At 33.5% G+C, this 24,543-nt stretch carries 14 protein-coding genes; 6 read left to right on the top strand and 8 right to left on the bottom strand.

Annotated elements, in window-relative coordinates; all coding sequences use genetic code 11:
• Window positions 1-129: 129 nt before the first annotated feature.
• Window positions 130-2,130, bottom strand: a complete 2,001-nt coding sequence (locus COE53_RS10625) for an alkyl/aryl-sulfatase (protein WP_069033527.1) — start codon at window positions 2,128-2,130, stop codon at window positions 130-132.
• Window positions 2,131-2,212: 82 nt separating this feature from the next.
• Window positions 2,213-3,655 carry a spore germination protein gene (locus COE53_RS10620; RefSeq protein ID WP_069033526.1) on the bottom strand — a complete coding sequence of 481 codons (1,443 nt, stop codon included), beginning with the start codon at window positions 3,653-3,655 and terminating at the stop codon, window positions 2,213-2,215.
• Between the two features lie 351 nt (window positions 3,656-4,006).
• Between COE53_RS10620 and COE53_RS10615 the strand changes: the two genes are divergently transcribed.
• Window positions 4,007-4,915 (top strand): LysR family transcriptional regulator, encoded by a 909-nt coding sequence (locus tag COE53_RS10615; protein WP_069033525.1) that lies wholly within the window; start codon window positions 4,007-4,009, stop codon window positions 4,913-4,915.
• A gap of 43 nt (window positions 4,916-4,958) precedes the next feature.
• Here the strand turns inward: COE53_RS10615 and COE53_RS10610 are convergent, their stop codons facing one another.
• Window positions 4,959-5,993, bottom strand: a complete 1,035-nt coding sequence (locus COE53_RS10610) for an AI-2E family transporter (RefSeq protein ID WP_069033524.1) — start codon at window positions 5,991-5,993, stop codon at window positions 4,959-4,961.
• A 361-nt stretch (window positions 5,994-6,354) separates the two neighbouring features.
• Between COE53_RS10610 and COE53_RS10605 the strand changes: the two genes are divergently transcribed.
• Together COE53_RS10605 and COE53_RS23940 are read left to right on the top strand one after the other, a co-directional pair.
• Window positions 6,355-6,792 carry a hypothetical protein gene (locus COE53_RS10605; RefSeq protein WP_069033523.1) on the top strand — a complete coding sequence of 146 codons (438 nt, stop codon included), beginning with the start codon at window positions 6,355-6,357 and terminating at the stop codon, window positions 6,790-6,792.
• A gap of 13 nt (window positions 6,793-6,805) precedes the next feature.
• Complete coding sequence (locus COE53_RS23940; protein ID WP_175403477.1) at window positions 6,806-6,943, top strand: hypothetical protein; 138 nt, start codon at window positions 6,806-6,808, stop codon at window positions 6,941-6,943.
• Window positions 6,944-6,950: 7 nt separating this feature from the next.
• Here the strand turns inward: COE53_RS23940 and COE53_RS10600 are convergent, their stop codons facing one another.
• From COE53_RS10600 to COE53_RS10590, 3 genes are read right to left on the bottom strand one after another with little or no spacing between them, the layout of a single operon-like run.
• Window positions 6,951-7,457 carry a (2Fe-2S)-binding protein gene (locus tag COE53_RS10600; protein WP_069033522.1) on the bottom strand — a complete coding sequence of 169 codons (507 nt, stop codon included), beginning with the start codon at window positions 7,455-7,457 and terminating at the stop codon, window positions 6,951-6,953.
• Complete coding sequence (locus COE53_RS10595) at window positions 7,457-8,290, bottom strand: FAD binding domain-containing protein (RefSeq protein WP_069033521.1); 834 nt, start codon at window positions 8,288-8,290, stop codon at window positions 7,457-7,459. Before COE53_RS10595 ends, COE53_RS10600 begins: the two co-directional genes overlap by 1 nt.
• A gap of 1 nt (window position 8,291) precedes the next feature.
• On the bottom strand, window positions 8,292-10,610 hold the full coding sequence (locus tag COE53_RS10590; RefSeq protein WP_069033520.1) for a xanthine dehydrogenase family protein molybdopterin-binding subunit: 2,319 nt from the start codon (window positions 10,608-10,610) through the stop codon (window positions 8,292-8,294).
• Between the two features lie 319 nt (window positions 10,611-10,929).
• On the opposite strand from COE53_RS10590, the gene COE53_RS10585 reads away from it, so the two are divergent.
• Genes COE53_RS10585 through COE53_RS10575 form a run of 3 tightly spaced genes read left to right on the top strand, consistent with a single transcriptional unit; the run spans window position 10,930 to window position 14,509 of the window.
• Window positions 10,930-12,312 (top strand): spore germination protein, encoded by a 1,383-nt coding sequence (locus tag COE53_RS10585; RefSeq protein WP_069033519.1) that lies wholly within the window; start codon window positions 10,930-10,932, stop codon window positions 12,310-12,312.
• Window positions 12,309-13,379: a GerAB/ArcD/ProY family transporter gene (locus COE53_RS10580; protein ID WP_069033518.1), complete on the top strand. Its 1,071-nt coding sequence runs from the start codon at window positions 12,309-12,311 to the stop codon at window positions 13,377-13,379. Before COE53_RS10585 ends, COE53_RS10580 begins: the two co-directional genes overlap by 4 nt.
• Complete coding sequence (locus COE53_RS10575; protein WP_069033517.1) at window positions 13,376-14,509, top strand: Ger(x)C family spore germination protein; 1,134 nt, start codon at window positions 13,376-13,378, stop codon at window positions 14,507-14,509. Before COE53_RS10580 ends, COE53_RS10575 begins: the two co-directional genes overlap by 4 nt.
• 50 nt (window positions 14,510-14,559) lie before the next feature.
• On the opposite strand, the gene COE53_RS10570 is transcribed toward COE53_RS10575, so the two are convergent.
• Both COE53_RS10570 and COE53_RS10565 read right to left on the bottom strand, forming a co-directional pair.
• Window positions 14,560-15,459 carry a LysR family transcriptional regulator gene (locus tag COE53_RS10570; protein ID WP_069033516.1) on the bottom strand — a complete coding sequence of 300 codons (900 nt, stop codon included), beginning with the start codon at window positions 15,457-15,459 and terminating at the stop codon, window positions 14,560-14,562.
• A 347-nt stretch (window positions 15,460-15,806) separates the two neighbouring features.
• Window positions 15,807-24,278, bottom strand: coding sequence for an InlB B-repeat-containing protein (locus COE53_RS10565; protein WP_069033515.1), 8,472 nt, complete (start codon window positions 24,276-24,278; stop codon window positions 15,807-15,809).
• Window positions 24,279-24,543: the final 265 nt, after the last annotated feature.

Genomic DNA, 24,543 nt, shown 5'->3' with positions numbered 1-24,543 from the left:
ATCATGGACTCTATACAAAAAAAATGAATAAAATAAGTTGATAGTTTTCTGAATTTTTAGAACGGAAAAATTCAAAAAAACATTCTTCCTATTTCCCGAAGAATGCTTTAGAACAATTTTTAATTTCTCTTATGGGGTAACGATATTGATCTCTTGATTGAAATGATCAAATAAATTTAACATCTCTATTAATTTCTGCTTATTCCCTTTAATGTTTAACTTTCCACTTTCAATTGCCTGATTTACATCAAGTTTCCCAAGCATAATTAAATAAAAAGTTACTTTGTCTACAGATAGTGATTCATCAGAATTTGAATTTGGAGCTGTTAAACCTTTACTATAATTAAAAACAGCGTTCTTAATATCAATTGTGTAATTTTTATTCAAATCAGTAATATTTACATTAAATGTAAAATTTTTATGACTTGCTTTTGGTCCATTAAGTGTAATTGAAATATAATCAAAAAAATCATTTACTTCCATACTTAAGATTATCTGAGGATCTATGGTACTAATAGTTTGTGAACCATATAACTTTACAATCCCTTTTCTCAGTTCTTCTGCCCCTGTTAAATAATAATTTCTCCAGGCTGCAGATTCGGACTGATACCCTAATTGCTCGTAAGATTTTGCTAGTAAGTTCTTTGCTTTTTTATTATTAGGGTTTGCCATCACAACGTTTTTCAAAACTTGCGCTACCCACTGATATTCCCCTTTTTCAAAATCCGCTTTTGCGAGCTTCAATATTTTCTTTTCTCCACCCATATATTGAACATATTTAGTTCCACTCTCTACTGGTGGAAGTGGATCTAAATCAGATGGGTTTCCATTAAAATAGCCTAAATAATAATTGTAAACTGCTTTGGCATTTTGCTTTAAATTACCATAATATCCTCGATTCGCCCAATACTTATCAAGGCTACCAGGTAGTTTTATTTGTTCAGCTATTTCATCTGCAGTATATCCTTGGTTTGCTAAACGAACTGTTTGATCATGAATGTATTTATATAAATCCCGTTGCTTTGACAGATGGTCTATTACACGATTTTTCCCCCATAACGGCCAGCTATGTGCTGTTATTAATGCTTCGATTTCTTCTATACCAAATAATTTGATTGTATCATCCAATGCTTTTACCCACTCCGAAGCATCTCGTGTTTTTGCTCCTCTTAAAGTATAGAAATTATGCATTGTATGCCCTGTATTTTCAGCTACTACTAAAGTTTTGTAATCATTTATGTAATAATGCATTTCTGAAGGTGCTTCAGTATTTAACGTTAATAAAAACTTGAACTGAACGCCATCAATTTTCATCGTTTGTACTTTATCTTTTATTTCAATTGTCGGTGGCAGAAAGCTAATTGTACCTTTACTAAGTCTTGGACCAATCCCATTTGTTACGTATCCTTTTTTATTTACGGGTAGAAGCATTCCGAACATATATCCCGCTCTTCGTGACATGATATTACCTAAAAGGATATTCTCACTTACTACTTCCTTCGAAAAGTTTAATGGAGCAATAATTGGTACTTTTTCAGGATTTGCTGCATATTGCAAAACTCCTTTTATCCCTCCAAAATGATCGGCATGACTGTGACTAAAAACTACTGCGCTAACTGGTTTTTTAGGGCGATGCGCATAATATAATTCCATTGCTGCTTTAGCCGTTTCAATCGTTGATAATGTATCTAATACGATTAAACCTTCTTTACCTTCTACAATTGTCATCACAGATATATCTTGTCCACGAATTTGATATACCCCACCAACTACCTTATAAAGTCCCGGAGTATCTAGTAATTGAGCTTGTCTCCATAAGGACGGATTTACCGTTAAAGGCGCGGGTCCATTATTAATAATTGAATATTGATTTTGATCCCAAATGACAGCACCTTTGGTATTTTTTATTTGATTTTGCATTAATGGTGCGATGAATCCTTTATGTGCGTCAATAAAATCTTGCTTATCATTGAAATTTAATTCATTATAAATTTTTTCATTTGATTTAATTGTATCCATTGTAGGAGGCAACGTTTGTGAAAATACATTGCTAACATTAAAATTACTAAACAATAAAATGACTAATAGTAGAAAAATAGTTAATCTTTTTGAACTTATTTTTTCAAACATGATATTACTCCTATTATTTAGACATCAAAAGACAGAATTGGAACAAAAAGCAACATATGATGACGTTACTCTTTGTTCCAATTTATTTTTTATGAGGAAATGTATGTTTACTATTAATAACCTTCCTTAAATCTCCTCTGAATAATGCATCTTTCATTTCTTTTGGATGAAACGGTATAAACGGTGCTAAATAAGGAACACCTAAAGATCTAATTGATGCCATATAAGCAATCATAATGATAAATCCAATGAGTAGTCCTTTTAATCCGAAAAAGTATCCTAAAAATAAAAAGACAAATCGTAATGTTAAAACTGATCCGTATAATCCACCTGCGGCTATCGAGATGCTAGATAAAAAATTAAGACCCACTACAATCAAGGTAATAGAATGGATAAGTTTTGCGGCCACTGCCGTTTGGCCAACTACGATTGCCCCTATAAGTGAAACAATAATGACAGTCGACTTAGGTATTCGTAACGAAGCTTCCGTTAGTAATTGAAAAATTAACATGACAAATAAAATCTCTACGATTACAGGGAAAAGTGTATCTGATTTCTTAAAAAAGATTTTAGCAAAATGATCCGGTACCCAATCTTGGTGAAAGCGGACAATTGTTACATAAGCACCTAATAAAATGATAGAAAATAACCAACTAAATAAACGCATAAATCTGTTACCGTAACGACCTGATTTTGTATTATATTCATCAGGTTGATGGAAGTAATGAAGAAAGAGCGATGGAACGATTATGCTATAAGGAATTCCGTTTACTAAAATTGCAACACGCCCTTCATATAGCGCTGAAACAGTTACATCTGGTCGTTCGCATGTAAAAACAGTTGGAAAAAATGTTTTTTTACCTTCCAGTGCGTCTTCAATAACTCTAGCTTCTAATAGATAAATAACATCTAGCTCTGTTATTCTTTTTCGTGTTTCTTCAAGAACTTTTTGATCTACAAATCCATCCATATATAGAATTGAAACGTCTGTTTTCGTTTCATTTCCTACTTGTAGATTTTCGATTGATAATTTATGAGACTGTATCCTATTACGGATAATATTAACATTTACCTTTAGCTGTTCATTAAATCCAACTAAAGAACCCTTCACCGATCTTTGCGTATCAGGCTCAGTTACTGAACGCATTTGCCATTCTGCAGTATCTGCTAATATTCCTTCGTTATAACCATCAATTAATATGAGCGTTTTTCCTTTTGATAGTCCGGCCAAAACTTCTTCATTCAATGTCACCTTCATGACATCCGCGGCCAAAAGATGACGTGTGATTATGACATCCATACTATCGAATTTAATAACCCTTAACAAAGGAGCAAGAATATTATCTTGAACGGCTTCTATATTCGTTATTCCATCTAAATATAAAACGGCCGCATCCCGGATGACTTCATCATTAATAGTTAATTGCCTAATTTTTAAATCAGTAGACTGATTAAATTGTTCTTTTAAATAGTTAATATTCTTATCTAAACTCACATTTAGAGTAGATTGTTCTAAGTTATTCACTCAAAAGCTCCTTAACCATATTTTTGTTTAGATTAGCCAATTAATTCCAAATTATGTTACTCATATTTAATACTTTAAATAAAAACAAAAAGACTATTAAACTCCCCACGTTAAATGATTGGATATAATTTATCCAAATTCTCCTCTTTTTAACTTCTCAGAATTCTAAACACTCATTCTATAAATACAAATTGATTTAGTAACTTTTTATAGTGCTATCAGCATGATGTATAGCACTATCACATTTTCTTATATTAATATCAAAAACTTTAATATATAAAAGCAGAAAAAATATGTTAAATTTACATAAAATTAATTAATTTGACATGTGATCAATAGGTGGTGTAAAAAATGCATTTACAAAAATTAGAGTTTCTCGTGGAAGTCGCTAAAACTGGGTCCATTTCATCTGCTGCGGAAAATCTTCATGTAAGTCACTCCGGAGTCAGTCAGGCGATTACAAAAGTTGAGGAAGAGCTGGGAATAAAAATTTTTAATCGATCTCGCTTTGGTGTCATTTTAACAAAAGAAGGTATGAATATTATCAATAAAACGAGGGAAATCCTTTTAAAATATGAAGAATTAAAAGAAGAAGCACGAAGAAGCAAAGAACAAAATATAAGTGATTTTAGTGTTTCAACAATTCCAGCATTTATTAATCATTTTTTAGCACCTTTAATAAAGTTTAGGAAAAAAAATGAAAATATGACGATCGAAGTAGTTGAAAATAGTACGATCCGAACGATTGAATCTGTTTTTAAGAACGAACATGATATTGGAGTTGTTTGTCTATACGGTGAGCTATTTAATCATTCGGATCAGTTAATTTCGGAAATTATACTAAAAGGGAAAATGAAGGTATTTGTAAGCAAAAACTCACCATTTGCAGTTTCAAAAAAAATTACACCTGAAGAATTACTTTTTGAAAAGTTTATCTTATACAACGGAGATTGTATGAAATGGTTTACGAGTAAACTTCAACAGAAATACGGAGATATGAATATATTATTTTCATCAAATCACTCTGATGCAATTGCGAGAGCGGTTTTAAGTGGAGCAGCAATTAGTTTTGCTCCTGATTTTGTTTTAAGAAATAACCCATATGTATTGGAAGGTGAAATTGTCGAAATTGATTTAATAAATTACGATCAATTAGACGTATCACTTGGACTTATCCGTTCAAAAAACAAATCTTTCTCTCAACTTGAAAAACAGTTCATCAAATTTATTAAATCAGAGATGACCTCATATGTTGGTTAAAAATTAAAAAGATGATATCGCTTAAATGCGATATCATCTTTTTTTATTCTGTCGTTTCAATCTCTTTCTTGTCATGATCAGTTACATCAAGTACATCTAGTAAAAAGATAAATACTGGAATACCGATGATCAGACCCCATACGCCAAAAAAGCGTTCTGAAAAAACGAGAATCAGAAATGTATAAAAAACAGGTAAATTTGTTTTAGCCGATATAAGCTTTGGATTTAAGAAATAACTTTCTAGCGCATGTAAGATTAAAATCATGATAATCACATACATAATATGAGCCATTCCACCAATTGTATAAGCAATCGTACAAAGAGGAATTAATGAAATAAACATACCTGCTACAGGGATTAATCCAAGTAAGAAAATCAAAAAGCCTAAGCCAATTAACTGTGGAAATCCCATAAAATTTAAAGCTATTACCGATAGAATACAATTCACAAGCGCAATGATAAACTGCGCTTCAATCACTTTACCAAAAGAACGCGAAAATCTTTCACCAAAATAGGCCAATTCATTATAAAAAAGTGATATTTTACTATTTTTAAATTTTCGGGTAAAAGCAATAATTCGAGGTTTTTCAAGTAGAAAAAAGAAACTCAGAACTAGAGCAATTAATACTTCAATACCCCATTGACCGATATTAGATGCATACTTATATAAAAAATCTAATCCTTGTTCTGTATAGCCCGATATTTCAACCTTTTTAATCGCTGTAACGATATAGTTTATGATTCGCTCATCTGGTGGATTCATATAAAATGTCTTTATTTGAACTATTAGTTGAACAACCTGAGTTGTAATAACAGGTAAATAATTATAGATTCCAAAAACTAAAGCCGCCACTATAACTATATACATAGAGGAAACGACTACTATACGATTAACTGGCAAAATCTTACTCAATCGATTGATAATAAATTTATGTATCCGATCCATTAAATAAGTAAAAATGAAAATGAGTAATACTAAATTTATTATTTTTCGAATTAAAAACAACACTAGAGCGATACAAAAAAAGATCGCTAATCGTCTAAATGTGCTACTTTGAAAAAACTTTTTCACATCCATTCTACAACCTCCTTGCTTTTTATCCTATTTACCTAAGTAGTATGAATTTATCTTATACTTATACAAACATAACCACATCCCAAAAGGAAGTGGTTCATAAACATTGCTTCTCTTTTAATTTTTATTTAGTAAAATCTTCATTTATGATTTTCATTAAATAAATTCTTAATATTGAATAGTACCAATATACATTTTATCAATTCTAAACCTAAAAATAAAGATGCTGCTACGAATAAAGTGTAGCAGCATCAGTATATTGAACATTCCATGTCTAAATTTTTTTTCCTTTCTTCTTTTACCCTTCCTTTTCTATTCACACTTGGGCACTTATTGAATACTATAGGCATGAGGGTGTGATGCAATGAATGACTCTAAGATAAAAGAAGATCTCCGTATAATTGCTACTCTTCAAAGAGATTTAAATCTCGCTGCTGCTGCACTATTATTAACTGGTCAAATTACGATAATAGGTGTATTTGTAACGTCTGGAGAATTTAGTCTTTCTCTAAGTGGACCCTTATTAGGTAGAGAACGTGTAGAAAGTAAATATGGAGATCAATTTACAAATGCTCTCATTGATGTAGTCGATATAATCATTGCAATTTTATTATTAATTGATGAAGTTCGAGTTGTAAGCTCTGTTATAGGACCAGGTAGATTCTCACTCAATGTCAGTGGTCCAATTTTCGGTGCACCCGTTAGCGTACCGACACTTCCTTTTCTAAAAAAAACGTATTACTTTTGTAAAAAAATTGTTTCGAAACATTTTGATATTGATCCGCGAATATTTAGTAAATAAAGGAATGGTGATTATGTCTTTAACAGATATCCCTACAGTAAGACCTACTGATACCCAAGTTTTTCTTATGGCAATTTCAGTCATTTCGTTTATTTTCTTCTTTACACAAAGGAAAGCTAGTGACTCAACATCGTCAACACCGGTGAGTTAAAAGATCACTATTCGTCTTTTTCTAACTCATTACTCATTGGTTTTTCTCTATTCTCTATAACTGATAAAACAGCTTCTTCAATTTCTTCATAGCATGTGCATCTACATATATTGGAGGATAACCATTCTTTCATCGTTTCATATGTTGGATGTGGATGCTTTAATAAAAGAGAATGACAATTCATAATAAATCCAGGAGTACAATAACCACATTGAAACGCAAAGTTTTCAACAAATGCTTTTTGTATAGGTGAATCTTTTAACCCTTCAATTGTTGTTATTTTTTGTCCAACTGCCTCTATGGCAAGCATTATACATGATTTATAAACAGTACCATTCATAACGACTGAGCAGGCTCCGCAATCTCCATTTAAACAGCCTGGCTTTGCACCTGTGAGACCAAGCTTAGTTCGTAGCACATAAAGGAGAGAATCAACTGGAAGGATCTCCACTTGTCGAATTTCATCATTAATACTTAAAGAAACACTTAGTTTTTTGCTTGGAGACTGGTCCATTACCTTCCCTCCATTGAGTTCATTATCTCTTCTATAGTGTTTTTTAGTACAAATAGTCGGAACCCTTTTGAACCTTCAACATCGTCAAGTACTTCACCGGGAATGAATTGAATTGCTTTTTGTATTCTTTCTTCTACACTCAAGTTCGTATTGTTTAGCTCGGCTTCCATTTGCTTTGATCGAAACGGAAAAGGACATAGTCCACTAAAAGCAAAACGCAATTGATTATCAGATTTAATAGATGCGATGGACAGCAGTGGATAACCCGTATCCCATTGCTGACGTTTTTTTATGCTCATAAATGGTAGATTGATATATTTCTTTTCGGTTAATAGTTGAATTAGAATTTGACCGTCTTGGAGTTGTAAGTTTTGATTGAAGATTTGTTCGATTGGAAAAGCTTCTACACCATTGTACCCGGCAACAACTACTTGGCTATCACAAAGAAGAAATGGTAAAATTGCTTCCCGGTAAAAAATTTGACCACATAAGTTTCCACCTAAAGTAATTTTATTTCTTGCCGTACGATCAGCTATTTCCATAGATGTTTTAGAAAGTAATGGAAATAAGTTTTTTTCTTCAATCTCAGTAAGTGAGATTACAGCACCTGATATTAAATAGCTCTCATTAAACTCAAATAATTGACACTCTTTTAGCTCTTTAATATCGATAAGGGCATCTGTTTCAACCAGATTTAGTCGACTTAGTGTTATGATTTCTGTACCACCTGCATAATAGATTGGCCTTTGGTTTTTAGCTTTTAAAAAATAAAAAAGCTCCAATGCTTCTTTAATGGTCGTTGGTTTATAGTAATCTATATTAGAAGATAACAAACTATACCCCACCTTCTTTTACTTTCCATAATAGTTCTGGGATAATTGGTAAATTGTTAATTTCAGCCGAGATTGCAGTAGAAAGACTATTTCCAAGAGCAGCTGGCATCCCTAGTAAACCATGTTCCCCTACCCCTCTTGCACCAAATACTGCATCCACTTGTGGTGTTTCAACAAATGCAACTTCATATTTAGGATTCTCACCAAACCTAATTGGTCGATAAGTTCGTAATTGCGGATTTAGTACCTTCCCATGCGCATCAAAATAAAAGGTTTCTCTTCCGGCAAAAGATAATCCCATACTCATTGCACCTTTAACTTGACCAGTTGCCGTCTTAATATTTAGTACTTTGCCAATATCAACTGCTGTAACGGCTTTAAGAATCCTATATTCATATGTTTTCAAATCGACTTCTACTTCTACACCATGTGCACAAACCGTCCATTCTGGTCCTGGTTTTCCAGCACCTGTTTCTCGATCTAGATAAGTTAAGCCAGTTAAAATATAGTGTCCTCTTCCAATTATTTGTCCACCAATCGAGTTTCCATTTGGAAATGTATATCCATAAGCGATATCTTTTATCGCTATATTTTTATTTGGTTCACTTCTTAAAAATACTTTACCATAACCAACCTCTAAATCCTCAACAGGAGCACGCAATACAAATGAGGCTATATCTTTTAATTGACGAATTAAATCTTCGGCAGCTGCTAGCAATGCTCTACCTGCCATGAATGTCCCTCTACTTGCAACAGTTTTCCAATGCTCAGGTGTATTTAATGTATTAATCTTCATTTGAACATGAATATCGTCTACGTCCATTTTTAGAATTTCTGCTAACATTTGAGCAAGAATCGTTTTCGTGCCCTGACCGATTTCTACAACACCAGACATTAAATTTATACTACCATCAGCGTTATAGATCAATATCACACCTGAGCTGGCATTTGGTGTAATAGTAGAAGTTTTCCAAGAACAACTAATTCCTTTTACTCTCAATTTATGATTTCCTATGTCAATAACCTGACCTTCCTCCCAATTGATTAATTCTTTCATTTTTTCAATACATTTAGGAAGATTACCCACAGTACTAGAATTTAATACAACTTGAGTAGGCGTTTGATCACCTGGTTTAATTGCGTTTTTTTCTCTTAGTTCAATAGGATCCATATTTAATTTCCTAGCAAGAATATCCATCGCTCTTTCAAATGCAAAATGTACTTCCGAATGACTAAAACCTCTAAAAGGTGCTGGGTATGGATGATTTGTATACATACAAAAAGAATCACACCAAATATTTTCGATATTGTAAGGACCTGTACAATCAACTGCTCCCGCCCGTGTTAAATCAATTGATTTATCAGCATACGCTCCGCCATCCCATAAAAATTGAATCTCTGCAACCTTGAGCATTCCCTCTTTTGTACATCCTAGTTTTACATTCGCTTCAAGGCCAATATGCACTGGCGAGGAAAGCATATCATGTTCACGACTATTTAATATTTTTACTAATCTGCCATTTACAGCTCGTGAAGCAATAAAAGCTAAAATTTCTAACTGGACTGCCCCTTTTCCACCATATCCCCCACCAACAAAAGGCGTGTTTACAATGATTTTTCCAGGTTTTATTCCAAAATAATCACCAATCAAATCCTTTACCATAAAAGGGCTTTGTGAAGAAGTAGTAATCTCAATAGTGCCATCATGATGTATTTGCGCAAATGAACATCTTGTCTCCATTGCAGCATGATCTGATGGTCTAAAAGCAAAACTCTCATCAACCATTACTTCACTTTCTCTCCAACCTTTGTTAAAATCGCCTTTTCGAATTTTAATTCTTGTAGCTATATTAGTTCCTGGCTCTGGGTAAACCCCTTCTGTTTTTTCATATTCTCCTAGGTTAGGATGTAAAAGAGGAGCATTTTGTTTAAGTGCTTCCGACGGAGAATTTACAACAGTCAGTAATTCATATTGTACTTTCACTAAACTAGCAGCCTGATTTGCTTGATACTTTGTATCTGCTACAACGATTGCAACTACTTCACCAAAAAATCGAACACGGTCAAATGCAATTGGATGACGATCAAGTATTCCTTCTCCAACTAAAGGTAGATTTTCACCAAATATTATTTTTCTGACACCTGGCACGTTTAGAGCTTCAGTTGCATCAATATTTTTAATGATCGCATGCGCGTATGGACTTGTTACTAATTGAGCATGAAGCATATCATTTGCTTCAAAATCGTCCGTATATTTTGCATAGCCAGTAACTTTTTCGAAAGACTCTTTTCGGGGTATTCCTTTACCAATTATATGCATGATGTGTTCTCAACCCCTTCCGTAAAAAACATTTCATAAAGTATTTAATACTTTAGCAATAGTTAATTTAAGCTTTCTTTTATATGAGATACTTTAAAAATTTATGTTTTGAATACTAAAAAAATGCCCAGATTGAATAATCAGACATCTTAATCAGAACTATGAAATATAGAGTTTAATTAATTTACAATCTATTAATGATCATAAATATTCATATTTAAAGACTTTAGTAACTACAAGATCAATTTCCATACATATCCAATTTACAAAAGGGAATAATACTTATATTCATTGCGGAGTTTTTAAGGAGTTGGTTTAAATGGAAGTAAATGAAAAAACCTCCATGCTTGAGGAAGTACAAAACGAATTTCATTCAAGTTCAGATTTTAAATATAAAAAATATTCAATTGGTGAAGTAACTCTTCATTTATGTTATCTAGATACAATGATCGATTCAGAGGTTATTCAAACACATATATTAGAACGATTAGTTTCAAAAGATCATTCAGGTCGAATCATCACGACTATATTAGATTCTGATGATGCATATACTCTTGATGAATGTATACAAGCCATTCTTTCGGGAAATGTCATTGTTTTTAATGATAACAATAAAAATAAAGCCAAATCCTATTCTGCACCTAGTAATAATAGCGATCGTTCTATCACAGAATCAAGTACTGAAACAGTTTCACTAGGTCCTCATGACAGTTTTGTTGAGAGTCTTAAAATTAATTCAACTTTAATTCGAAAAAGACTACGTACAAAGGAGCTAATCATAAAAAATATAACAGTTGGTAAAAAATATCCTATATCGCTTTCCATTATTTATTTGAACGATATCACTCCTCAATCAATGATTAAAACAATTGAGCAAAAAATTAAAAAGCTTGAGTTAAGTGGACAAGTTGAACCTAAAAAAATGATTGAGGCTGTTCATATTCAAAATAGTATAGAAGAGTATCCGACTTCTATATTTCCACAAGTGATGTACACTGAAAGGCCGGATCGTACAATTCGTCATTTAATAACGGGAAAGCCTGCTATTATAATTGATAATGACCCTAACGCTTTATTATTTCCCTATGATATTTATGGTTATTTTCGGAGTACAGAAGATTTTAATTTCCGATGGCTTTTTGGAGTATTTTTTTATTCTTTAAGAATTTTCGCATTTTGGATCGCAGTATTAATACCTTCAATTTATATCGCAGTTACCACTTATCATTCGAATATTTTACCTGTTTCTATTTTTTATACTTTAAAACTATCAATTGAAAATGTCCCTCTTCCACCATTGATCGAAGCTTTAACAATGATTATTATTTTAGAGCTTTTGAAGGAAGCACCTTTAAGACTCCCAAATCCAATCGGATCAACAATTGGTACTGTCGGAGCAATTGTTATTGGGACGGCTATTGTACAAACGAATTTAATCTCAAATTCTATGGTTGTTGTGATTGCAGTCACTGCCATTGCATCATTTTCACTTCCATCAAGGGAAATGTCGATTGCAGCACGAATCATGGGGATACCACTCTTAATCCTTGCATCAATTTTTGGATTTATCGGAATTAGCTTAGGCGTCTTTATGATTTTTGCTCACCTATCAAAAATTAAAGCCTTTAGTTTTCGATATGTTGAAAATCCAGGTTTCTCTGAGTTTGTTCTTTTTAAAAATAGAAAGGGGAAATCGTCATGATTAATAATAAACACCTATTCTATTTAATTATATTTACGCAATTCGGTGTTGCTATAACTAGCTTTCCTAATAATATGTATAAAGTTGCTGGCCATGACGGATGGATTTCAACTCTAGTAGGTGGCATGATTGTTCAAATTTTAATACTTCTTTATTATAGTTTATATAAAAAATTTCCAGACAAAAGTTTTACTGACTATACAAAAATAATAACGAATCCATTCATTGGAACATGTATAAATATTTGTTATTACGTCTATTTTTTGTATGTTGTGCTTGTAGTATCGATGAGATTTTCAGATATTATCACGATATGGATTTTTCCTAAAAGCCCGTCTTGGCTTATACTCATTTTATTTTTATTAACAGCGTATATTGTTGCGAAAAATGACATTCTAACAATTGCTAGAACATATGTACTTTGTACTTTTATCTTTCTAATCTTTATCTTATTTTTACTATCTGCTTATGATAATGTTCATATTGGCAGAATATTACCTATTGGCCAATATCCAATAAAAAAGATTGGCTCCGGTGCATATTCATCATTTCTTGAAATGTTAGGTTTTGAAATCTTTTTATTTATAGCGCCAAACTTTCAAGATACAAAAAAGAAATTATTTACTTTAACATTTGCAAATTTCTTTACGACAATTTTTTATACCTTTATTATTATTACTTCCTATATTCGATTAAGTAACAAAGAAAATAGTTATATCATAGACCCCATTCTATATATTTTTAAAACCTATCACTCGAAAATGATTGAAAGTTTAGATACGATATTTTTAAGCTTATGGACAATTGTCATTTGTGCTACAGTAGTTAGCTATATTTATATCGTTAGTGAAGATGTACATAAACGACTTTCATTAATTGTAAAAAATAGGAAAAGCATATTACTTTTCATCATTATAGTAGTATTTGCTTTTTATCCGTTAGTTTCCTTCCATCTAATCAGAAGAGAAACAATTGTAAATTTCGGTAGTTATTTAGACCCATTATTTATTATTATTATTCCATGCCTATTGTTCCTAATTAATAAAGTTAGGGGGCTAATCAGTTGATTCGCAAGTCAATAATCATTATTTGTTTATTTTTATTTCTTTTAGTAGCTACTGGTTGCTGGGATTCAAGAACCATTACAGAAAAAACATTAGTAAATGGGATTAGTATTGATATCGATCAAGATAAAAAAATTGAGGTGAATGCACTAATACTTGATATTATCGGAAGAGGAGCTGGCGTCTTCGATTTCCAAAATGAATCTGTTAAATCTATACAGAATTCAGTATCTCATGCTGGGATGGAAATACAATCATTTTTACCCGGAGATATAACGACATCAAAAACGAGGGTTATATTATTAGGTGAAGATTTCTCGAAAACTAAATTTATTCATCTTTTAAGTACCTTTCGGCGTAGAACATTTTCAAATATAAATGTATCTGTCGCTATTACAAATAAGCAACCTGCAAAAAACGTTTTGGCATTAAAAACCGTTGGTTCAAAACCATTGTCATTTATATTAAGGGATACAATTGATAATGCCGAGTCAACCTCCATCGCTCAAAAAATGGAGTTATTTAATATTTTTACTTATAGTTCTGAAGATGGAATTGATTTCACAATCCCAGTTGTAGATGTATCAGATAAACGAGTAGAAGTTGTTGGTGCAGGACTAATGCATAATGCTAGCTATACTGGTCATTTCATAACTTCTGAACAATCTCCTGTTCTTTTAATGCTGATGGGTAAATATGGAAATACCGGCCATTTTATTACAAAGCTTCCTAAAAAATATGAAGCACCATACAATACAATATCTTATGAAATCATTAGACCTAGAAATAATTTCTCTATTACGACTTCTAAAGATAAAATAAAAGTAAATTTAAAAGTTGATGCATTTGTTAGAATAGACGGAATTACATCAATTAAAATGTTACAAGAAAAAGAAATGTGGTCCATTATTAAGAAAGATTTAAATAAAAGAGCTAAAGAGGTAATCAAAGAAATACAGGTTGCTAATAGTGATGTGCTTGGTATTGGAAGATATTTAAAAGAACATCAGCCAGAAGAATGGCGAAAACTAAATTGGCAAAAGGAATATCCTACTATTGAAATCAAACCGAAAGTGACCGTTACTATATTAAGTACAGGAGCAATTGGAACAGAGTCTCAACTTGAAGAATAATTAAAAAAAAGATAGTGTAGTCAGTTGTTATGCTGGCTTCACTATCTTTTTTAAATACTATTTTTAAACTGCAATTTAAATTCATCCATAAAATCTTTCGCAAGTGTTGATAATCCTTTTGATTGTAGGTATATCAACCAAAAATCTAAATCGAAAAACGTTTCTTCCTTTAATGGAATAATTTTAATGTCACCATTTAAAACGATCGGACGATTTCTTATTGAAAAATTATGTAAATATAAAATGGCTTGGCTTTCTTTCACAAGTTCATAAAGCAAGCTACTTCTATTTGTTTGAAGGACTACATTTTTGGGATTCAGTTTAGAGATTTTTTGCAATGTCTTATAGTCAGAGTTTTTATACATAACAATTTTTTCATTCGTTAGTTCGTTTGGTGTGACAAATTCATAAGAATAAAACGGAGATTTCTTACCGACCGCGATGCAAATATGCCCTTTTGTTAAATGTTCAAAACCAATAAATTTTTCTTTCTTTAATTCTTCGATTGTACAAGGAATCAGTGCAATATCATAATCTTGCTTACTGAAATTCTGAATCATATAAGCAGGGTTTTCTTCAACTACATCAAATGTAATTTCACTATTTTTCTCATTGTACTTGATCATCGTTTCTTGAAGAATTGCTGAAAAAGTAGGTGCCGTTAAGATTTTTAAATGATTGCTGCTTCTATTCTTAATATCATCTATTTCTTTATTAAGCTCTTTAATCGTACTTAATAAAATAATCGCTTTTGATAATACAATTTTCCCTTCAAAAGTTGGTGTAACTCCTTGTTTCGATCTGTTAAAAATTTTTATGCCAAGCTCATTTTCTAATTGAGTAATGGATTGACTCATTCCAGAAGGAGAGATAAATAATTTTTCTGCAGCTTTCGTGATTGACATCTCTTTTGCTGCAGTTACAATATGTTCCATTTGATCAAAATTCATTCTTCAACTACTCCTTAAGAAAACTAAAACTATAACTTGTTGGTGAATTATCTATTTATGATTCCAGAAAATCGATTCATTCTTATTATTAACATATCTTGCATCAAAATGCGTAATGATAAGTCTTATATTCAATTGTATTCTATACATGATTTATGCCAATTTAAAAAAATAAGACAAGAATACTGATTTTTACGTATTCTTGTCTTTTATATTTTTAAGGGAAAGTTTGTTTTTAAAAAAGATGATCAATCGTTTTTTACGAAAGGGTGTTTATTCAATTATTAAATATCCTAAACACCCCGTTCTGACTTGTTTTTACCTGAGAAACCTTGTCCTACTATTTATTATCGTTTGAACGCTATAACACTTGTCCAATCGCTGTAGATTTTTTTCGATCCAACCAATTTGTAAGAACGAATTTTGTAATAGTAAGTTTTACCTCTTGTTAATCCACTGTTCGTGTAATTTGTTTTTGTTACATTTGTTAAGTGACCAAATGTGCCTGTTTTTGAAGTTGATTTAACAATCTCATAACCCGCAGCACCCGATATACTAGACCATGTTAATTTTACAGAAGATAAACCTGATTTTGTTAATTTTACATTTGTTGGTTTTGCTGGATTAGCTACCCATTTCGCATAAATCGTAGTGTTTGTAGTCACTTTATCCTTCGCGAAATTCCAAGCTACTTTTCCAGATGCATCTTTATACCATCCAAGGAATGTATATCCTTTTCTTGTTGGTGATGCTGGTTGGCTAATCGTTGAATTGTAATTTACAGTTCTAGTCGAAATTGTGCCTCCAACAGAATTAAATTTAACAGTATATTTGTTTATGTTCCATTTTGCATAAAGTGTGATATTGCTTGTTAATGTTACTGATGAACCTGCAGACGTTTTTAATGCAGAATCTTTGTACCATCCAACAAATGTATAACCTGTTCTTGTTGGTTTTGGTAAAGTGATTTTGCTATTGTAATTTGCAGTTTTGTCTGCAATTTGACTACCACCATTACTATTGAAATGGATCGAATAAGAGTTAATACTCCACTTCGCATACAATGTAATGTTGTTTGTTAATGTTACAGTTGGGCCTACTGGCGTTTTTAATGCTGCATCAGTGTACCATCCAACAAATGTGTAACCTGTTCTTGTTGGTTTTGGTAAAGAAATGTTGCTATTGTAGTTTGCAGTTTTATCAGCCACTTGACTGCCGCCATTGCTGTTAAAGTGAATTGTGTAAGAGTTAATACTCCACTTTGCATATAAAACCATATCTCCGGATACTTTGTCTGTTGCAAAGTTCCATGGTGTTTTACCTTCTGCATCTTTATACCAACCAAGGAATGTGTAACCCGTTCTTGTTGGTTTTGTTTCGTCTAGTAATGTGTTGTATTCAGCTTTCGCCGAAACAACTAATCCAGCATCTTGTGTATCATAGATGACAGTGTATTTTGCTGGTTTCCATTTTCCGTAAAGCGTTTTTGCTGAGTAAATTGAATTTGTGAAATCCCAAGGGATTGTGCAATCTTGATCCGCAAACCAAGTTAATTCATAACCATGAACAGTTGGTGCTGTGATTCTTCGTGCTACAATTTGATCTTTCGTTGCTTCTTTTACTTCAGCTGGTGCATCACCTGGTACTACGAAATGTACATTATATCCATTTACTAATTTTTGAACTAATGATACATCAGCGTAATCAGTAGCCTTAATCGAAATCTGATAATCTCTCGCTCTTGAGAATAGACTCTTATCTAGAGTAATTGTACGATTCTCTTTATCGACAGTATATTTCGATCCGTCTATTGTAACTCCGTTAAGTGTGATGTCAGTAATCGCATTTGCCCAATCTTTATCACTGTACTCTAATACGATATTGTTCCCGATCGCATTATCCGTTGTATCTGCTGTTACAAAAGATCCTGCTAAAGCATATTTTGCATAAAGTGTAATTGGTTTTGTCACAATATTATCAAAATCATATGGTATTGTTAGATCTTGATCGATATACCATCCATAGAACTTGTATCCAGCTTTTGATGGATCGAATGGTTTCGTCGCACTTCTGTCGACGATTTGAGCTGGAACTGGATCTCCGCCATTTGAATTAAACGTAACCGTATAGCCGACAACTTGGTCAACTACATTTACATCTATATACCCTTCTGAAACAATCGTCACATTGAACTTTTGTGCATTCGTGAAAAGAGCAGCCTTAAGGGTAATACTATTATTCGAAATCGTGTAATCCTTATTTAGTTCTAAAGTTTTAGCACCGATTTTCACTGCTTTGATATTATTCTTCCAAGTTCCATCATCATTAAATGTTAACGTAATGTCGCTTCCTACAATGTTTCCAGCAACATCTTTATTAACCGTTGGTGGTACCTTATTCCAACATAAATAGTAAGTTGCATTATCCGTTATAAATTTACCATTATCCATTGAAATATCAGACATCTTATCAATTGAGTTAGCTGCATCTAGATACAGATTTGAACTAATAGTCAGATTTCCATTTACTACATGAGAAGAACCTGTACTCATATTCGGTGCTGTCGCCAAACCATTGACAAGTGTATCGGCAAAGAATAAGTCTTTTGCACTCTTTAAGGATCCACCGTTCAAGTCAATATGACGTCTATATCCTAGTTGAATATTAGGGATCGTGACTACTTCCCCTGTTGATGACGTTAGTTTGATATTATATCCTTTAATCGCCCCTGCATTTGATAACGTTGGCATCTCACTAAAGGCAAATTTCTCACCTAATTTCGTTTGACCTGCTTGAACAGCTTGATCATGAGTTGCTGTTTTAAAGGAAAGGATTCCGTTATTACCGTTTGACGTCAAGTCATAGGTACTTGGATCTAACGTATAGACCGTTGGTGTTGTTTCCCTTGAACCATCGCTCTTCATCTGATAGAATGTTGCCTCGATATTGGCAATCTTGTCCTTAGATGTTAACCAAGAAACATTTGTTAAATAGTCAGGAATATTGATTTTTAAATCGCCTTCTCCTAATATCCAACCAACGCCAGAAACCCCTCCGTTACTTCCGTCGAATTTTAATCCATCCGGATTCGCTTTATCAACTGGTGAGTAGCTTTGAGTCGTATTCATTTGCCATTTCGCATAAACAGTCTTGTCTGCAGTTATTGGACCTGCATCCCATACTGTTTTTAAAGAAGGTTCATTATACCATCCAAGAAACTTATATCCCGGTCTTGTTGGTGCAGGACTATAAAAACTTACTAAATCACTATTCGGACCATTCGAACGACTTGCGCTCGGTTTGTATCCTACTGCCATCGACTTAGGGGCTGAGCCATCCTGACTGTCAAATGTTATACTATAACCAACAGGCTGTTGCGCAGTGTAAATTGGGTCAGAACCTGCTATAGTATCTGGATAAACTGTTCCATCTGTACCTGTCGAGCCAATTGTAAATTTGTAAAGCTGAGGTAAATAATTTTTACCACCAGGATTGATTGTCGCTTGATTAAATGTTGAAGTATTATTTGGATCAAGAGTAGAATCCGTCATAAATGTTTTTGCATTAAACGTGATTTTCCCTGGTTTGCTAATGTCGTAATATTTTTGATTTGTGTCTGGATTGATTAAATTCGTGATATCCACAGTTTTACCGCTATTAGTGGTCATAATTACTTTATTGATTCCATTTCGCCAGTTCGCATCTTCTTGGAAAGATAATGTTAAATCATTCCCAATATGCGCTACTGTTGGGTCTGTGATAATTGGAATCGCTGGCGTCGGAATTGGCACCGTTGATACTGTTAACGTTTTCGTTACATCTTGGTAACCTGTTGCCTTCACTGTAATAGTATAATTCGTTGCCGTCGGGAATAATGAACCCGGTAACGTAATTTTTGAAGGCATTGTTTGACTTACACCATTTGCATCATAATACGTGTAAGCCGGACTAATTGTTACTTTATCAGTTACATCAGTTGATCCTAGCATAACTTTTGTAATTGCTTTTCTCCACACTAAATCATCAACGATCATCGTGCTTGATGGAGAAAGTGAAATCGTTGCTCCATTTTGCAAGTCTTGTAACTTAGGTGTTGTTGATACTGCTTGAGCTGGACCTGCAAAATTAAGTTTTTGCATAACTTGCTGTAATGTGTCACCAGCATTTAACGTAATTGAACCGGCATAATCCGTTGTGATCGTCGTATCTTTATCAACTGTTAGTTGAGTATCTGGAACACTTAAGCCTGCATCAATCGCACTTTGATTTTTTGTACCAAAGTTTTTAAAGATATAATAGAAGTCATTATAGTCAATTCCATAACCAAATCCTGTTGGTTTAATCCAATAAATATCAGCATTTCGGTTTGTGTTTAAGAATGCCGTTTTGTTTGCCACCGTATTCAATGTACCTGGTGGTGAACTTAAAATATTTTTATACTGGTAATAAACACTAATTTCTTGCAGTAAATCCTTCATGTCGATGACGTCGTCACTATTTACATCTCCCCCTAAAAGGATTGGGAAGAGACTCGGAAGATCTTTTACTGTACCTGATTGATAACCGAATTTGTTTTGACCAATCACAGGTGTTTTTGCATATCCTTTAAAATGTCCTGGTACACTTGCTTCCAAAGAATATGGCTTGTCACTTACATCAGCTGTCAAAGCATAATATGGGTTGATAAACGCATAAGCCATTGTATTATTAGCTGTTGTCGGTTGATCTGTTGTAAATTTTTTACCATTTGCATCTGTAGCCGTTACCTTCGCACCTGAATCAACAGTGAATTGTGGATAGTTGTTATTAATGTTGTTTCTTGCGAAAGATTCCGCTGCTACACGACCTCTAATTAAAGAAGTGAACTGTCTTACATAAGGTATATCAACTGGGAACCACGCAACCCTTGTATCTGTTCCTGACAATGTTAAATTCGCTTGCAACAAGTCATATGGAAATTCTCCTACTACAGGATCAAGGTTTGTATAAGTTACATCTGCCTCAATAATCGGCATATCATGATCAAGAGCACCGGCTGAACCTATATTTGAAATTGTGATATCTGTTGTTTTTCCAACTTGATAAAATTGATGTGTATATGGTTGACCTATAGTAAGAACGGTAGTTGGATCGATTCCTTTACTAATTAGATAATTTTTATACTCATCTGTTAATCGGATATTAGAGAATTGGTACACACCATTGTCATTCAGTAAAAATTTACCACCAGTCATTCCGACACCATATTTTGTTGCGATTGTTGCTTTGAATGGTTTATTCGGATCGACAACTACTTTATCTTTGTTACCTGGTCCTGCATCTACTCCATTAGATGAAGTTAAGGTAACGTAAGGATTTCCTTTTTTAATAAAGTAATAAGTTTGTTGATTGATCTCATAATCATTTTCACCCGAATAATCTGTAGGGTCAATTATAAAATCACTACCCAGTTTATTGGCTAAGTCCTCTTTCGTCACTCCAAAGTGGAAACGACCTTTCGCATTTGTATTGAAGTAAACTGTTGGGAATTGACTGTCTTGATAACCAGTGACAATATTCAACCCTTGATCAACAGGAACAGGTTTGCCATCCGTAAGCCTAGGTACTGATGTTTCTCCATTATTTTTCATCACGTCTACGTTCGAGTCATAAACCGTACCATTAAATCCTTTAATTTCTTGTCCAGGTAGGTACCCTGTCGTATCGATTTCATAGATTCCTGGTTTTGAGTCAGAATCCATCGTCATAGTCGGCGGAGTACCATCAACATAGAGCGTATCTTCCGCTGTATAACGTTTTCCATCTTTACCAGTAGCAATCATCTCTAGAGAGTAACTACCTTCTTTTAGTACTTCCACTTTATCTGCAATACCAGATTCGTCATATGTTCCATCGTATGTCTTTGTAAATGGAAGATACCATCCATTAAAAAGAGTTAATAGTGGGCCATATTGGACACCTGGGATAAAATTTCTACCGCTTGATAATGTGTTTGTTACACCTATATATTTCCCATCTTTATCCTTCACAACAATATAGCAGTTTTCCATTTCGTTGTTAAATGAAACATTATAAGCTGAAATATTTCCTTCTGCCGCAGCTTTTATCGCAACATTAAACGTATTAATTCCTTTTTCCGCAACTGTAATTGTAAATGGAATTCGATAAGTCTCCGATGAGTCCGCTGCATTTATTAAGTGGATATATCCCTCGTAAGTACCCTCAAGTGAATTTGACGGAACTGTTATTTTTGCCGTGGCTTTAACTGTACTTCCTCCCCCGACATTAATCGATTTCACGTTATTTCCATCAACCGAAAAATCAATTTTAACATCATTTCCTGTTCCTGGTCCTACTTTATTCGACCCAGCAAATTTTGAAGTAATAAATTCCGTACTTACATTAAATGTTTTACTGCTAGTTCCTTCGTTAGAAACGTTAAAATCTTTTGAAGAAACTACATCATCAGAACCATTCGCTGCACCTTCTCCTCTACCTTTAAAACCAAAAAACATGCTACCTGTAATGTTATCTACTTCATGTGCTGTTGAGTTATCTGCTAGATTATCAAATGTAACGGTTTTATCTAAAACTTGAATTTTTACATTTTCTTTAATAGCACGTGATGGATCAACACGTCCTGCTCCTACTTGATAGACACTATAAGTCTTTGAATCTGTGTTAATATCTTTTGCAGTATTCATTAATGCTGTTTTGACATCAGCCGGTGTATAATCTGGATGTGCAGCTTTAATTAAAGCTGAGATTCCAGCAACGTGAGGAGTTGCCATTGATGTACCAGACATAATCTGATATCCAAGTTTATAATCATGTGCTGCATTTGGCTCCCAAATATCGTATGGAGCTGTTGAAGAAATATCAACTCCAGGTGCAACTACATCTGGTTTAATTGTCCAATCTTTAACTGGGCCTGTTGAGCTAAAGCTTGCTAATTCATCCCCGCTCTTAGTAATAGATGCATCTAGAGTAGAAGGGAACGTAATATTAGCCGCTTTTGGGTCCTTTTTAATCGCATCAGAAAGAGCTTGTCCTTGTTCTTGAGTTAGTGAAATAGAATAAACATTATCCATGCTAACACCTAAGAAACTAGGAATGTAACCTTGGCTATCTCTATCATCCGTATTATCCCAGATAATCATACCCGCTGCTCCAGCATTTTTAGCATTTGCCATTTTTGTTGATAAATAGTCTACGCCACGCTTTACTAGAACCAGTTTACCTTTCACATCAATTCCACTATAGTCTGCTTCACTTCCTAACCCAACATCAACGATTGGAAGTGTTTGACCTTTATAAACATCGTCTGCTTGTGAAAAGTTTTTACCAAATAAACGTGATTTATAGGAAACTGAACCATTCTTAACAGTCATTGTTGCAATTTCTTCAGGGACTGTACTTGCACCTACAGTAATTGCTAGTGCTGAAGATCCTGGTGAACCAACTGTAGCTTGCCCAGGTCCAGCATTACCTGCAGCAACATCACACACGACTCCAGCTAAAGTAGCATTGTTAATCGCAATGCTTGTTGGGTATAATGGATCATTAATATTTGCACCAAGAGATAGATTAATTACGTCCATATGATCTTTTGTAGCTTGATCGATACCACTTAGTACAGATTCCGTTGTTCCATGTCCTCCTGGTCCTAATACACGATAACCATAAAGAGCCACATCAGGTGCTACCCCATTTGCCGAATAAACATCGTTATTATTCGTCGTATTTGCTGCAATCGTACCGGAAACATGTGTTCCATGTGAAGTAATATATGGCTTATAATCTGAAGGTGGTGTTCCCCAAACTGGATTTGAACTCGCCTTATCAGCTACCCAATCATCATAAGTTGTTTCCATTGGATCATGGTCATCCACATACTTAATGTTTCCTGTTGCATCAATTCCGTCATTATTTACAAAGTCATGACCACCATATAATTTTCCATTTTCATCATGTGTTACTTTATAAAGATCAGGGTGGTTGTAATCGATTCCTGTATCCAATACACCCACTTTAACCTTTTGGCCCGCACGTGGACCTGTTTTAATAATACCTGTATTCCCTTCAGCTTGAAGCTTATCAATCCCTAAATGGGAAAGTGCTGAAGTTGGCTTGCCAGCTGATGTAGCTGTCGCTGATTTTTGAGAATTGCCTTCATCAGGTAAAGAATATTCTACTTGAGACCAAACAGACGCAACGTCTGGACTTTCTGCAAGCTTTTGAACTAAATTCGCTGGTAAGGTTAAAGCAACTCCATTAAATGCATCTGTAAATTCTCGGGTAATACTGATTTCTGTTTTTACAGTTTTCCCGCCAACAATAGAAGTTTTAGGTTGAGTATTTAAAAAGCTCTTAAAATTTGCATGTGAATCTTTAACCTTGTTGATTGCTTCGGTATATTCACTATTAAACGCTTGACTACTTGCAGTTGCTCCACCATTAGCTAAAGATTGCTTAATGATTTGTATTTTAGCTGGATCTTGTTTAAATTGAACAATAACATTAATCTTTTTTGAACCGATTAAATCCTTTTTGTCTACACGGATTTTTTCAGTATTATCTGCACCAGTAAGCTTATTAATATTTGCTTTTTGCTCTGGTGTAAGCCCGTCAAGAATACGATTTACTTCTTTTGCATCAAAGGTATTACTAGATAAACCTTGCTGATTTAGCTTCGTTTCAGCAGTATTTACACTTGCGAAACTATGAGGTACCACAACATTTAAAAACATCGAACTTAACGCAAAAATCGACATTATTTTTTTAGTTGGCACCTTACTAGATACTCTTTTCTTTTTCATGGTTTCCCCCCCAGTATTACAATTACTGTAAAGATTTTACAGAAAATTTAAGTATTAAGATTTTTCTTAACACTTAATTTACTTAAATATTACTTGATGTTCTGCTTATCTTGTATTGGGGAAATTTAGCGATTATTCATCTTATTTTTTTGTAGAAAAACAGCAAAAAATAGGATATTTTGGCAGTTTATTCGTTTTGGCGTCAGAAAACCCTATTAAAACACGATTTTTATGTGAAATATATGAAATTTTCGACAATTTCAAT

Source organism: Bacillus sp. AFS029533 (assembly GCF_002585125.1).
Taxonomy (GTDB): domain Bacteria; phylum Bacillota; class Bacilli; order Bacillales; family Bacillaceae_G; genus Gottfriedia; species Gottfriedia luciferensis_B.
The sequence above is the reverse complement of the archived record's forward strand: the minus strand, read 5'-3'. Positions and strand labels throughout refer to the sequence as shown.